Source organism: Pseudomonas sp. TE21435 (assembly GCF_056279265.1).
Genome location: NZ_JBWBQZ010000001.1, coordinates 4379857 through 4392969, shown reverse-complemented (window position 1 = coordinate 4392969; position 13113 = coordinate 4379857). Strand labels below are relative to the sequence as shown.

The following is a 13113-nucleotide window of genomic DNA, read 5'->3' as shown; positions in this document are numbered from 1 at the left end:
TGGGGCGCGTAGCGGCCCCGACGAGCTCAAGCCTTGATCGCACTCGCCAGTTCGACGAGCGCCTGACGCCATTCAGCCGCGCGGGGCAACGCCAGGAAGAACGGATTGAGCAGCGACTCACGCGGTGGGTAGCGGAACGGCAACCCGTCCAGCCCGATCACTTCGCCCCCGGCTCCCTCCAGCACGCCCTGGGCAGCCGCAGTATCCCACTGCGAGGTCGGCGCCAGCCGCGGATAACAGTCGGCACTGCCTTCGGCCAGCAGGCAGAACTTCAGCGAGCTGCCGATGTTGGCCAGTTCCAGCTCCCCCACCGCACTCCCAAGCCCCGCCAGCAGCGCTTCCTGCTCCGGACTCGAATGCCGACGGCTGGCGACAACGGTAAACCGCTCCTGTGCCGGTGGGGCATTACGCACCTGGATCGGTTGAGCCTTTTCGTTACGCTCGGCCCTCCAGGCACCGAACTCGCGCCCACCGAAGTAACAGCGGCCATTGGTTGGCATCGCCACCACACCGAACACCACCTCGCCGTTTTCGATCAGCGCGATGTTGACGGTGAACTCCTCGCTACCGGCGATGAACTCCTTGGTGCCATCCAAAGGATCGACCAGCCACCAGCGCTGCCAGCCTGCGCGGGTTGCCAGCGGGATGTCGCAGTCCTCTTCGGAGAGCACCGGAATCTGCGGCGCCAACGCCTGCAAGCCATCGGCGATAACCCGATGGGCCGCCAGGTCGGCAGCGGTCACCGGTGAATCGTCGGCCTTGTTGCTTACCGCCACGTCAGCGCGCCAGAACGGCAAGGTCGCCTCGCCGGCCAACAAGGCGAGCTTGGCTACGTCCTGCATCAGTCGCCGATCATTCATACGCTCAGCACCCCACGCTGGATCAGCAGGTCACGGGCCAGGTACAGCGCCGCCAGCGCCCGGCCTTCGCTGAACTGCGGGTGCATGGCCAGGGCCGAGAGCTCGCGCAGGTTGACCTTGTCGACGCGCATCGGCTCGGGTTCGTCGCCCTCCAGACGCTCTTCGTACAGATCGGTGGCCAGGACCACCTGGATCTTCTGGCTCATGTAACCGGGCGACAGCGACAGCTCTGTCAGGTGTTCCAGCTGACGCGCGCCGAAACCGGCCTCTTCCTTGAGCTCCCGGTCGGCGGCGGCGAGCACGTCCTCGCCCGGCTCGATCAGGCCCTTGGGCAACGACAGCTCGTACTCGTCGGTACCGCCGCAGTACTCCTCGACCAGCACCGCATGCTCGGCATCGAGCATGGCCACGATCATCACCGCGCCATAGCCATTGCCACGGCCGACCAGTCGCTCATAGGTGCGCTCGGTACCGTTGGCGAAGCGCAACTGCACGGCTTCGACGCGGAACAGGCGGCTGCTGGCGACGATTTCGCGGCTGAGGACGGTGGGTTTCTGGCGCATGGGGCGGCTCCTTGGCGTGAACGGGTTACTATACCGTGGCTTGCCGACTGATCGAGAATTTCCCATGCCCGTTCTTCCCTGGTCCGCCATCGATACCGTCCTGCTGGATATGGACGGCACCCTGCTCGACCTGCATTACGACAACCGCTTCTGGCTGCAGCACTTGCCCCAGCGCTACGCCGAGCTGCATGGTGTGAGCCGGGCCATGGCCGAGCTCGAGCTGCGCCCGCTGTTCGAACAGCACGCTGGCACGCTCAACTGGTACTGCCTGGATTTCTGGAGCCGTGAACTGCGCCTGCCGATCCGCGAGCTCAAGCTGGAGATCGCCGACCTGATCGCCTTGAAGCCGGATGCCGATACCTTCCTCGCCGCCATTCGCAAGGCCGGCAAGCGGGTGGTGATGATCACCAACGCGCACCGTGACTCGCTGTCGTTGAAGCTGGAGCGGGTGGAGCTGGCGCCTTATTTCGAACGGCTGATCAGCTCACACGACTATGGCTATCCGAAGGAGAGCCCGCAGTTCTGGGATGCGTTGCAGGCAGACATCGGCTTCGAGCCGGCGCGCAGCCTGTTCATCGATGACACCCTGGCGATTCTGCGCAGTGCCCGGCAATTTGGCGTGGGGCACCTGCTGGCTGTGCGCCAGCCGGATAGTCGGGCCGAGCCACGCGATACCCAGGAGTTCGCGGCAGTAGAGGATTACCGGGCGTTGCTGGCAGGCTTGTAACTGCGCATTCGCCCCGTAGGAGCGGCTTCAGCCGCGATCACCCGCGACGCGGGTGCCAGGCACCGCGATGCCCGCATCGCGGCTAAAGCCGCTCCTACAAGCGCCCCCTCAGTCAGGAATACGCAGCACTTGCCCCGGGTAGATCTTGTCCGGATGTTTGAGCATCGGCTTGTTCGCCTCGAAGATCTTGTTGTACTTGTTGGCATCGCCGTAGACCCGCTTGGAGATGGCACTCAAGGTGTCACCCGTCTCGACCTCGATGAACCGGGCCGCCTGGGCCACCGGCCCGGTGACGGTGATCTGGTCATCCACCGAGGCCACGCCAGCGATATTGCCGGCCGCCAGGATGATCTTCTCTTTCTCTTCCTGGCTGCTTACCTCGCCCTTGAGGATGACCTTGTCACCCTCTACAGTGGCCGAGATGTTCGGGTTGCCCAAACCAACGTCCTGGACGTGTTTCTTCAACTGTTCCTCGGCATTGGCATTGCCGGGGGTCAGCAGGTCGATCAACTTCTCGCCGGCTTCCTTCACGAAACTGAACAGGCTCATGTGGCGCTCCTTTGATGGTGAATCCATGGAAGCAGGAGTCTAGGCCAGGATCGGCCATCCCGCCCCGCTGCGACCAATCGACGCGCTCTATCACGACATAGACGCTAGCGATTAGACGCCACCGGTACAGGGGCCTAGGCTTGTGGGGTCAAACTGCCAGCCGGTATTCGCCCCGATGAACAGCAAGCCACCGGTCTGCGCGGCGTCCACGCCCTTTGCCCTGCCCGCCGCCAGCAACACCTACGACTATGTCCAGCTTTCCGATGCCGCCCGCGACAATACCCCGCTGGCCGAGGAAGTGGCGCTGGCGATCGTCTACAACGGCCTGAACCAGGCGGTGATGCTGGTCAGCCCGACCGACCTGGAAGACTTCGCCGTCGGCTTCAGCGTGGGCAGCGGCATCGTCACCGGTACCGAGGAAATCTACGATGTGAAGCTCTCCGGCAGCGGTTCGGCGCTGTATGCCGACCTGGAGATCTCCAGCCGCGCTTTCTGGAACCTGAAGAATCAGCGCCGTCAGCTGGCCGGCACCAGCGGCTGCGGCCTATGCGGCGTCGAGGCCCTGGAGCAGGCATTGCCCGAACTGAAGGTGCTGCCCGGGGCGCCGTTGCCGCCCGCGCACTGGCTGAAAGACCTGCGCCAGCGCATCGATGCCTTCCAGCCCCTCGGCCAGCATTGCGGGGCTGTTCACGCGGCGCTGTTCATGGACCGCGACGGCCAGCTGCTGCTGGGCCGCGAGGACATTGGCCGGCACAACGCCCTGGACAAGCTGATCGGCGCCCTGCTGCGCCAGCGCATCGACACCCAAGGGGGGCTGGCCATCGTCACCAGCCGCTGCAGCCTGGAACTGATCCAGAAGGTCCTGCGCGCCGGCATCCAGACCTTGGTGAGCCTTTCCGCGCCCACCGGCCTGGCCCTGCAATGGGCGCGCAAGCACAACCTCAACCTCATTCATCTGCCCAAACACAGCGCACCGCGGGTGTTCAGCCCAGCGGCGGAGTAGCAACAGCCGTGACCTCCTACGAAAAACTGCCAGACAACACCCCCGCCTCCACCCCTCGCTACAAGCCTTATCCCGGCCCCGCCGGCGGCTGGGGTGCGCTGCGCAGCGTGGCCAAGGCCTGGGTGGGCAGCGACAACGCCCTGAAGAACATCCGCGCCCTGCTCAAGACCAACCAGAACGGCGGCTTCGACTGCCCCGGCTGCGCCTGGGGCGACTCGCCCGAAAGCGGCATGGTCAAGTTCTGCGAGAACGGCGCCAAGGCGGTCAACTGGGAAGCCACCAAGCGCCGGGTGGACGCCGCGTTCTTCGCCCGCTACAGCGTGAGCGCGCTGCTGGGGCAGAGCGACTACTGGCTCGAGTATCAGGGCCGACTGACCGAGCCAATGGTCTATGACCCGATCACCGACCGTTACCGGCCGATCGACTGGGACGCCGCCTTCGCCCTGATCGCCCGGCACCTGAACAACCTGGCAAGCCCCGACCAGGCCGAGTTCTATACCTCTGGCCGGGCCAGCAACGAGGCGGCCTATCTCTATCAGCTGTTCGTGCGCGCCTACGGCACCAACAATTTCCCCGACTGCTCGAACATGTGCCACGAGGCCAGCGGCGTGGCCCTGGGCCAGAGCGTCGGCGTGGGCAAGGGCACGGTCACCTACGACGATTTCGAGCACGCCGACACGATCTTCGTCTGGGGCCAGAATCCCGGCACCAACCACCCCCGCATGCTCGACCCGCTGCGTGACGCGGTGAAACGCGGCGCCCAGGTGGTGTGCGTCAACCCGCTCAAGGAGCGTGGCCTGGAGCGTTTCCAGCACCCGCAGAACCCGTTGGAGATGCTGACAAACAGCGACCGTCCGACCAACACGGCATTCTTCCGCCCGGCGCTGGGCGGCGACATGGCGCTGTTGCGCGGCATGGCCAAGTTCCTGCTGCAATGGGAGCGTAAGGCCCAGGCCAGCGGCGCGCCGGCCATCTTCGATCATGCCTTCATCGCCGAACACGGCCATGGCGTGGACGAATACCTGGCGGTGGTCGACGCCACCCCATGGGAACAGATCCAGGCCCAGTCCGGGCTGACTCTGGCCGATATCGAGCTGTCGGCACGCATGTACTGCAAAGGCAAACGCGTGATCATGTGCTGGGCCATGGGCATCACCCAGCACCGCCATTCGGTGCCGACCATCCAGGAAATCGTCAACCTGATGCTGCTGCGCGGCAACCTCGGGGTACCGGGCGCCGGCCTGTGCCCGGTGCGCGGCCACAGCAACGTGCAGGGCGACCGCACCATGGGCATCAACGAACGCCCACCGGTGTTCCTGCTCGATGCCATCGAAAAACGCTTCGGCTTCCCGGTGCCACGCCACAACGGTCACAACACCGTCGAGGCCATCCACGCCATGCTGGAAGGCCGGGCCAAGGTGTTCATCGGCTTGGGCGGCAACTTCGCCCAGGCCACGCCGGACACCGAGCGCACCGCCCAGGCGCTGCGCAACTGCGAGCTGACCGTGCACATCAGCACCAAGCTCAACCGTAGCCACCTGATTCATGGCAAGCAGGCGTTGATCCTGCCTTGCCTGGGCCGCACCGATATCGACCTGCAGGGCGAAGGCCCACAGGCGGTGACGGTGGAGGACTCATTCAGCATGGTCCACGCCTCCAACGGCCAGCTCAAGCCGCTGTCTCGACAGATGCGCTCGGAGCCAGCCGTGGTTGCCGGCATCGCCGCCGCCACCCTGGGCAAGCAGCCGGTGGACTGGCACTGGCTGGTGGCCGACTACGACCGTATCCGCGACCTGATCGCCGACACCATCCCGGGCTTCACCGACTTCAACGAGCGTCTGCGACTACCCGGCGGCTTCTATCTCGGCAACAGCGCCGGCAGCCGCCAGTGGAAGACCGCCAGCGGCCGCGCCAACTTCAAGGCCAACCTCCTACCGGACAGCCTGCTCGACGAACGCGTGCGCGCCAGCGGCCAGCTCCCGGACCTGATCATGCAGTCGATGCGCTCGCACGATCAGTACAACACCACCATCTATGGCATGGACGACCGCTACCGCGGCGTGCGCGGCCAGCGCGACGTACTGTTCGCCAACGAAGCCGACATCGTCCGTCTCGGCTTCCAGCCGGGGCAGAAGGTCGACATCGTGTCACTGTGGGGCGATGAGCACGTACGCCGGGTGCAGGGCTTCACCCTCCTGGCGTTCGACATCCCCGCCGGCCAGGCGGCGGCGTACTACCCTGAGGTGAACCCGCTGGTGCCGCTGGAGAGCATCGGTGACGGCAGCCACACGCCGACGTCGAAGTTCATCGCCATCAAGCTGGAGCGCGCGCGGGACGACGGGCGCATCATCTGATTCGCGCCCGGCAAAGCTGAACGCCGCCCACAAAAAAGCCCTGTTCCGCAACGGTTCAGGGCTTTGTCATAAGTACCTCAGACAAGCAAAAATCGAGAAAGTTTCATACACAATTCAATAACTTAGAGAATTGTGTACAACTCGTGCTACTCGTCGGATTCCGATTGCCAGCCGCTTCGCCGAGCCTCAAATTCCGCATCGTCATCCCTCTGAGGCTCTCTTGATGAAGAAGTACTCCTCGATTCTGTTGTTGTCTTTCGGTCTGCTCAGCGGCGTTGCCATGGCAGGCGGCACCACCGAGGCCGGCATTGGCGGCGCGTTGGGTGGGGTACTGGGCTCCGTGGTGGGCAACTCGATCGGTGGCAGCACCGGCGGCGCCATTGGTGCCGGCCTGGGTGGCGCGGCCGGCGGTGCCCTGGGTGCCGACAAGCGCCAGCGCGGCGAAGCGGCCATCGGTGGCGCACTGGGCGCGGCCGGCGGCAACGTGGTTGGTCGCTCGGTGGGCGGTACCACCGGTAGCTACATCGGTGCGGCGGCCGGCGGTGGCGCCGGGGGCGCACTGGGTAACTACATGGGCAACAAGGCCGACGAAGACGAGCGCCATGAATCGCGCCGCTACCGTCGTGACTACGATGACCGCCGCCATTACGACCGCGGCCATCACTACGGCCACCGCAAGCACAAACGCCACTGGCGCCATGACTGATCGCCAGGCTTAAGCCTGACGCCTAAGGCCCTGCCCTCACCGGCAGGGCCTTTTCGTTTGCAGACAAGCCAGGGGATTAAGGGCCACCCCGATATGGAGGCCACTAGCCACTAGTTATCATCGCTGTTTCGACCACGTACAGGACGCAGGGAATGCGCGCGACCTTCACCGATCTCATCTGTCTGCCCCGAGCCAGGAGAGGCTGAAGGATGCCCAGCCGCCGCCCGCCACTGCTCAGCGAAGCCGGCTTTGCTTCGATACGCCAGCGCGTGATGCAGGCTACCGGCGTGCAACTGGCCGATGATCGCCGGGCCGTGGTCGCGGCACGTCTGCACAAGCGCCTGAAAGCGCTGGGCCTGGCTAGCTTCGAGCATTACCTCAGCTTGCTCGAAAGCCCACAGGGCACAAACGAGCACGAGCACCTGCTGCGCCTGCTGGTCGCCCGCGACAGCTACTTCTTTCGCGAACATCGCCATTTCGAATGCCTGGCCCGCTGGCTGGCCGAGCTCGACCACCCCGCTCGCCTGTGGAGCGCAGCCTGTGCCACCGGCGAGGAGGCCTGGAGCCTGGCCATGGTCGCCGCAGAAAAAGCCCGTCACCCAGGCTGGCAGGTGCTGGCCAGCGACTTCGACCCGCAACTGCTGGAAACCGCAGGCGCCGGCATCTACGACATCGCCCAGGCCCGCTACTTCCCCGAGGGCTGGCTGACCCGGCACTGCCTGTGCGGTGTCGGCGAGATGGCCGGGCGCCTGCGCATCGCACCCGCCCTGCGCGAGCAGGTACGCTTCGAGGCCATCAACCTGATCCGGCCCCTGCCTGCCCACCTCGGCAGCTTCGACGTCATCTTGTTGCGCAACCTGCTGTCGAGCCTGGCGCCACGCTACAAGAGCGAGATGCTCCAGCAGTTGCTAGCGCACCTGCGCCCCGGTGGCCTGCTGATCATCGGCCACAGCGAAAGCGTCCACGCGCTGGGCCTGCCACTGCGCCCGCTACTGCCGTCGGTGTTCGAACGCCTATGATAATAGGCACTGCCGCGCCAATCGGCAGACAAGGACTGATCGCGCAGTTGCGCGGCAGTGCGCTTTCGGATCGAGCAGGCCTGCCGCCCCCCTTCCCTTGCGAAACAGGCCCTAATCCATGCCTTGCCGAATCCTGCTTGCCGATCATTCGCCCCTCTTCCGCGCCGGCCTGCGTGCCTTGCTGGAGCAGAAGAAAGATTTCGTCGTGGTGGGCGACACCGGTGATGCCATGAATGCCGTGAGCCTGGCCGAAAAGCTCAAGCCGGACATCGTGGTGCTCGACATGAGCGGCGAACTGGACGGCCAACAGGCCCTGCAGGAACTGTTCATCCGCGCTCCCGCCAGCCGGGTGCTGATGTTCTCGCCACGCTCGGAGCTTGAGCATGTAATGAGCTGCCTGCAGCTCGGCGCCCATGGTTTCCTGCTCAAGAACGCCACGGTGACCGAGCTGGAGCAGGCCCTGCAGACCCTGCGCGGCGGTGGCCAGTACCTGTCTTCGGCGGTGCTGCCGATGGTCATCGGCCAGGCCCTCAAGCACAGCCGCAAGCGCGTTGCCAACCAGGTCCAGCCGCCGCCCCTGACCACCCGCCAGCTGGAGATCCTGCGCCTGATCGCCCGGGGCGAGACCACTCGCTCCATCGCCGACGGCCTGGGGTTGAGCATCAAGACCGTAGAGGCGCACCGCTCGCAGATCATGCACCGCCTGCAGATCCACGACGTGCCCGGCCTGGTGCTGTTCGCCGTGCGCGAAGGGATTATTCGCCTCAACGATTGAGTGACAGCCCGGCGAGGATCAGCTGCAGCGTTTCCGGCAGTGCCGCCGGGCGGCCCGACGCACGCTCGATGAACACCTGCACCACCCCACCCGCCGCGCAGGCTTCGGTCTCGCCCGGGCGGAACAGCGCCAGGCTGAACTCAACGGTGCTGCCCGCCAGACGGGTCACCCCCAGGCCCACCTCAAGCACGTCGGGAAAGCCAGGCAAGGCGAAGAAGTCTGCCGCAGAACTCACGACGAAAGCGGCCAGGTCACCGTCGCGCAGGTCCAGCTCGGCCTGTTCGACCAGGAAAGCCTGGATCGCGGTTTCGAAGAAGGCATGCACGGTGGAACCGGCGAGGTGACCGTTGTGGTCGTTGTCCTGGGGACGGGTGAGGATGGGATGGAAATGGGAGAAGGCGGAGCGTTGCGGAGACTCGGTCATGGGGCCATCTGCATTCTGGTGGGTACCCTGCAAGTGAAACAGATTCTGCCAGTACTGTATCGCCCCCATCGCAGACCAAACCCGTTCCTACATCGAATAACGAAAAAGCCGCCCCGAGGGGCGGCTTCCTTATCCGAACCGGCAGCAGCTTACAGCTGCGGACCAGCGGCCTTGATGGCGTCGGAAACGTCGAACTTCTTGAAGTTCTCGGTGAACAGTGTGGCCAGGCCCTTGGCAGCTTCGTCGTAGGCAGCCTTGTCAGCCCAGGTGTTGCGCGGGTTGAGCAGCTCGGTCTCGACGCCCGGAACGACCTTCGGCACGTCCAGGTTGATGATGTCCAGGTGCTCGGTCTCTGCACCGACCAGCGCGCCGCTCTGGATGGCAGCGATCACGCCACGGGTGGTGGGGATGCTGAAACGCTTGCCAACGCCGTAGCCACCACCGGTCCAGCCAGTGTTGACCAGGTAGACCTTGGAGCCGAACGCTTTGATGCGCTTGATCAGCAGCTCGGCGTATACGCCGGCCGGGCGCGGGAAGAACGGTGCGCCGAAGCAGGTGGAGAAGGTCGACTTGATGCCGCTGCCCGAACCCATTTCGGTGGAACCGACCAGCGCGGTGTAACCGGACAGGAAGTGGTAGGCCGCCTGCTCGTTGTTCAGGATCGACACTGGCGGCAGCACGCCGGTCAGGTCGCAGGTCAGGAAGATGACCGCATTCGGCTCGCCGCCCAGGTTCTTCTCGGAGACCTTGGCTACGTGGGTCAGCGGGTAGGCTGCACGGCTGTTCTGGGTCAGGCTCACGTCGGCGTAGTCGGCGTGCTTGGCATCGTCGATGACGACGTTTTCCAGCACGGCGCCGTGCTTGATGGCTTTCCAGATGACCGGCTCGTTCTTCTCGGACAGGTCGATGCACTTGGCATAGCAACCGCCTTCGATGTTGAAGACCACGCCTTCGCCCCAACCGTGCTCGTCGTCACCGATCAGGTAGCGGCTTTCATCGGCCGACAGGGTGGTCTTGCCGGTGCCTGACAGGCCGAAGAACAGGGTGACGTCACCCGCTTCGCCGATGTTGGCGGCGCAGTGCATCGGCAGCACGTCGGCGGCCGGCAGCAGGAAGTTCTGCACAGAGAACATGGCTTTCTTCATTTCACCGGCGTAACGCATGCCGGCGATCAGCACTTTCTTCTGGGCGAAGTTGATGATCACGCAGCCGTCGGAGTTGGTGCCGTCACGCTCTGGCACGCACTCGAAGTTGGCGACGTTGAGAACCTGCCACTCATCGCGGCCAGCCGGGTTGTACTGGGCCGGGTTGATGAACAGGCAACGGCCGAACAGGTTCTGCCAGGCAGTCTGGGTGGTCATCTTGACCGGCAGGTAGTGATCGGCGGCAGCGCCTACGTGAACGTAGGAAACGAAGTGATCCTGGGCGTTGTTGAACGCCTCTACGCGGTCCCACAGGGCATCGAACTTGTCGGCCGGGAACTTGCGGTTGATCGGGCCCCAGCCAATCTGGTCCTGGGTGGAAGGTTCTTCGACGATGAAACGGTCAGCCGGCGAACGGCCGGTGCGATGACCGGTTTCCACCACCAGCGCGCCGGTATCGGCCAGCACGCCTTCACCGCGGGACAGCGCTTCTTTTACCAGCTCATCGACGCTCAGGTCGGTGTACACGGTGTTGTTGGCTTGCGTCATGAGATACCCCATCCGGCCCGAGGCCGAGTGCTCCAAACGTTTTGTAGTTGTCTCGAAAAAACTACTACAGCGAAAAAAGTGGCCGGATTATGCCAGAAAAGCCCAAAAAAAGTAGGCCCCTCCTGTCAGAACTGCGCTTTTGCGCAATTCGACAGGAGTATTTCCTGTAGTGAACCGTTTCAGTGCTGAGTTTCTGATGGCGCCTCGGTGCCACCGCCAGCAAACAATTGCGCAACATCGCTCGCGTCGAACACATAACGCTCGTTGCAGAACTGGCAATCGATCTCGACCTGGCCGCCACATTCGGCCACCAGCGCATTGGCATCCTGCTCGCCGAGGCTGACCAGGGCGTTGCCGGAGCGCTCGCGCGAGCAGCTGCAGCGGAAGCGTAGCGGCTGGATATCGAACAGGCGAACCGCGTCCTCGTGGTACAGGCGATGCAGCACGGTTTCGTTGTCCAGGCCGAGCAGTTCCTCGATCTTCACGGTGTTGGCCAGGGCCTTGACGTGGGCCCAGCTTTCCTCGCGCTCCTCGCTGTCCTTGTGGATCTCGGCCGGCAGCTGCTGCACCAGCAGGCCACGGGCGCGGGCGCCATCTGCGGCCAGGGAGATGCAGGTGTTCACCTGCTGCGACATGACGAAGTAGTTGGTGAAACACTCCGACAGGTCCTTGCCGTCCAGCTCGACGGTGCCCTGGTAACGCTGGCCGTTGACCGGAATGATGGTCAGCACCAGGTGACCACCCGGCATCAGATCGGCAAGGCTGGCATCCGCCTTGATCTGCTCGGCCTCGTAGCGCGCCAGGCCACGGATGTCGTGCTCGCTGGTGTACTCGATGGCTAGCAGCGGAACCGGGCCCTGGGACTGCGCCTGGAGCACCAGCAACCCGTCGAACTTCAGGGTGCCGACCAGCAGCGCGGCGGCGGCCATCAGTTCACCGAGCAGATGCTTTACCGGCTGCGGGTAGTCGTGCTTGGCCAGCACCTCGGCGTAGCTGCTTTCGAGCACGACCATCTCGCCGCGCACATCGCGGTCGTCGAACAGGAAGCGTTGGGTGAAATCGGTATCTGGCAAGTCGCTCATGGTTGTCTGGCTTTCTGAAAATGGTTACAAAATAATTACAGGAGACTGAAAGGTCTGTCGCAGAGCGCTCACAAGGCGCTCATTTCCTGCTGGATATCGAGGTATTTTATGGACAATCGACCACTGTTCCAAGCAAGGTGGTCCTGGGGCCCTTTGGCAGCCTGCACCCTGCTGCCCATCGCACTACTGTGTTTCTGGTTGTGGCCCGTTGGCCAGATCCTTTGCCTGACATTCGACGAGTGGCTGTTCCACAGCCTGAATGCGCCGCTGGCCGACAACACCCCCTGGCGCTACATCTGGACCGTCGGCAGCCTGCGCCCGTTCGACATCGTCGTCGGCCTGATCCTTCTGGCAGTGCTTATCCGTGGTGACTGGGTGTTCAAGGCAGTCCAGGTCCGCCAGGCCTTTTTCGGTTTTCTGATCACGCTACTCCTCTTAGTGGTGATTCGCGCGCTGTTTTCCAAGTGGGTCGATGCAGCGGGGTGGCAACACAAGAGCCCGTCGATGATGTTCGACGATGTGGTGCACCTCAGTGACTACTACCCGAACCTGGAGGCGGCCTGGGAGCTCAAGGACCGCTCGAGCAAGAGTTTCCCCGGCGATCACGCCTCGGTGCTGCTGGTCTGGGCACTGTTCATGAGCCTGTTCAGTCGTCGCCCGTTGCAGTACCTGCTCGTGTGGGGGCTGGCCCTGCTGTTCATGCTGCCGCGCCTGGTGGCCGGCGCCCACTGGGGCCAGGATGACTACATCGGTGGTTTGTTGATGGCGGTGCTGGCGTTGGGCTGGAGCTGCTACACGCCGCTGGCGGCCAAAGGCAGCGCAGCGTTGCTGCGCTGGACGACACCGCTGTTCGACCTGCTGGGCAAGTTGCCGTTGATCGGGCGGATGAGCGTGATTCGCGCCGCCTGATCGTTCACGGGGGCCGCTACGCGGCCCTCGTCACTCGAAACTGCCGTGCAACTGGTGAATCTGCCGGCGCTGCTTCTTGGTCGGCCGCCCGTCGGTCGTCACGCCCATTGCCCCTGCCTTGCGCATTTCAGCGGCCTGCTCGCGGCGCTTGACACTCTCGGCGGTTTCCTCGTACAGCGTCTGTGCTTCGGGCGCGCCACGGCGCACCACCGACAACGCCCTGACCACCACGGTGCGCTCGTCGAAACCGGTGCGCAGCACGAACTCATCGCCCACCCGTGGCTCCTTGCCGGGTTTGCAGCGCTCGCCCCGGCAGTGCACCTTGCCACTTTCAATGGCCGCCTTGGCCAATGCGCGGGTCTTGTAGAAGCGCGCTGCCCATAGCCACTTGTCCAGGCGTACCTTGTCGTCGTCTTCAGGCTTTTGTGCCATGGTTTTTCCTCGAATTCTG

At 64.2% G+C, this 13113-nt stretch carries 14 protein-coding genes; 7 read left to right on the top strand and 7 right to left on the bottom strand.

Translation table 11 applies throughout. The features are described 5' to 3' along the window. Positions 1-26 precede the first annotated feature (26 nt). On the bottom strand, positions 27-860 hold the full coding sequence (gene cysQ, locus ACZ9C1_RS19890; RefSeq protein WP_277502480.1) for a 3'(2'),5'-bisphosphate nucleotidase CysQ: 834 nt from the start codon (positions 858-860) through the stop codon (positions 27-29). Next, complete coding sequence (gene nudE, locus ACZ9C1_RS19885; RefSeq protein WP_457378245.1) at positions 857-1423, bottom strand: ADP compounds hydrolase NudE; 567 nt, start codon at positions 1421-1423, stop codon at positions 857-859. Before nudE ends, cysQ begins: the two co-directional genes overlap by 4 nt. A 64-nt stretch (positions 1424-1487) precedes the next feature. On the opposite strand from nudE, the gene yrfG reads away from it, so the two are divergent. Further along, positions 1488-2150 (top strand): GMP/IMP nucleotidase, encoded by a 663-nt coding sequence (yrfG, locus tag ACZ9C1_RS19880; protein WP_102683449.1) that lies wholly within the window; start codon positions 1488-1490, stop codon positions 2148-2150. Between the two features lie 108 nt (positions 2151-2258). On the opposite strand, the gene lysM is transcribed toward yrfG, so the two are convergent. Continuing rightward, the gene (lysM, locus tag ACZ9C1_RS19875) at positions 2259-2699 is read right to left on the bottom strand and encodes a peptidoglycan-binding protein LysM (RefSeq protein ID WP_476254301.1); all 441 of its coding nucleotides are present in this window, start codon (positions 2697-2699) and stop codon (positions 2259-2261) included. 175 nt (positions 2700-2874) lie between these two features. On the opposite strand from lysM, the gene fdhD reads away from it, so the two are divergent. From fdhD to ACZ9C1_RS19850, 5 genes are all read left to right on the top strand, one after another. Further along, positions 2875-3702 (top strand): formate dehydrogenase accessory sulfurtransferase FdhD, encoded by an 828-nt coding sequence (fdhD, locus tag ACZ9C1_RS19870; RefSeq protein WP_139667864.1) that lies wholly within the window; start codon positions 2875-2877, stop codon positions 3700-3702. A gap of 8 nt (positions 3703-3710) precedes the next feature. Continuing rightward, positions 3711-6056 (top strand): FdhF/YdeP family oxidoreductase, encoded by a 2346-nt coding sequence (locus ACZ9C1_RS19865; protein ID WP_457378247.1) that lies wholly within the window; start codon positions 3711-3713, stop codon positions 6054-6056. A 223-nt stretch (positions 6057-6279) separates the two neighbouring features. Then, positions 6280-6762 carry a glycine zipper domain-containing protein gene (locus tag ACZ9C1_RS19860; protein WP_046857505.1) on the top strand — a complete coding sequence of 161 codons (483 nt, stop codon included), beginning with the start codon at positions 6280-6282 and terminating at the stop codon, positions 6760-6762. Positions 6763-6971: 209 nt separating this feature from the next. Further along, positions 6972-7781, top strand: a complete 810-nt coding sequence (locus tag ACZ9C1_RS19855) for a CheR family methyltransferase (RefSeq protein WP_457378248.1) — start codon at positions 6972-6974, stop codon at positions 7779-7781. A 118-nt stretch (positions 7782-7899) separates the two neighbouring features. Then, entirely contained in the window at positions 7900-8556 is a 657-nt protein-coding gene (locus ACZ9C1_RS19850) for a response regulator (protein ID WP_102683455.1), read from the top strand. On the opposite strand, the gene ACZ9C1_RS19845 is transcribed toward ACZ9C1_RS19850, so the two are convergent. The 3 genes from ACZ9C1_RS19845 to hslO form a co-directional block, all read right to left on the bottom strand. Then, positions 8546-8980: an acyl-CoA thioesterase gene (locus ACZ9C1_RS19845; protein ID WP_102683476.1), complete on the bottom strand. Its 435-nt coding sequence runs from the start codon at positions 8978-8980 to the stop codon at positions 8546-8548. The genes ACZ9C1_RS19850 and ACZ9C1_RS19845 overlap by 11 nt on opposite strands. 149 nt (positions 8981-9129) lie before the next feature. Beyond that, positions 9130-10671, bottom strand: a complete 1542-nt coding sequence (locus ACZ9C1_RS19840; protein WP_102683456.1) for a phosphoenolpyruvate carboxykinase — start codon at positions 10669-10671, stop codon at positions 9130-9132. 179 nt (positions 10672-10850) lie between these two features. Continuing rightward, a complete protein-coding gene (hslO, locus tag ACZ9C1_RS19835) occupies positions 10851-11753 on the bottom strand; it encodes an Hsp33 family molecular chaperone HslO (RefSeq protein WP_110700172.1) in 903 nt (300 codons plus the stop codon). A 108-nt stretch (positions 11754-11861) separates the two neighbouring features. On the opposite strand from hslO, the gene ACZ9C1_RS19830 reads away from it, so the two are divergent. Then, a complete protein-coding gene (locus tag ACZ9C1_RS19830) occupies positions 11862-12662 on the top strand; it encodes a phosphatase PAP2 family protein (RefSeq protein WP_457378249.1) in 801 nt (266 codons plus the stop codon). A gap of 30 nt (positions 12663-12692) precedes the next feature. Here the strand turns inward: ACZ9C1_RS19830 and ACZ9C1_RS19825 are convergent, their stop codons facing one another. After that, positions 12693-13094, bottom strand: coding sequence for an RNA-binding S4 domain-containing protein (locus ACZ9C1_RS19825; RefSeq protein ID WP_038707163.1), 402 nt, complete (start codon positions 13092-13094; stop codon positions 12693-12695). Positions 13095-13113 lie beyond the last annotated feature (19 nt).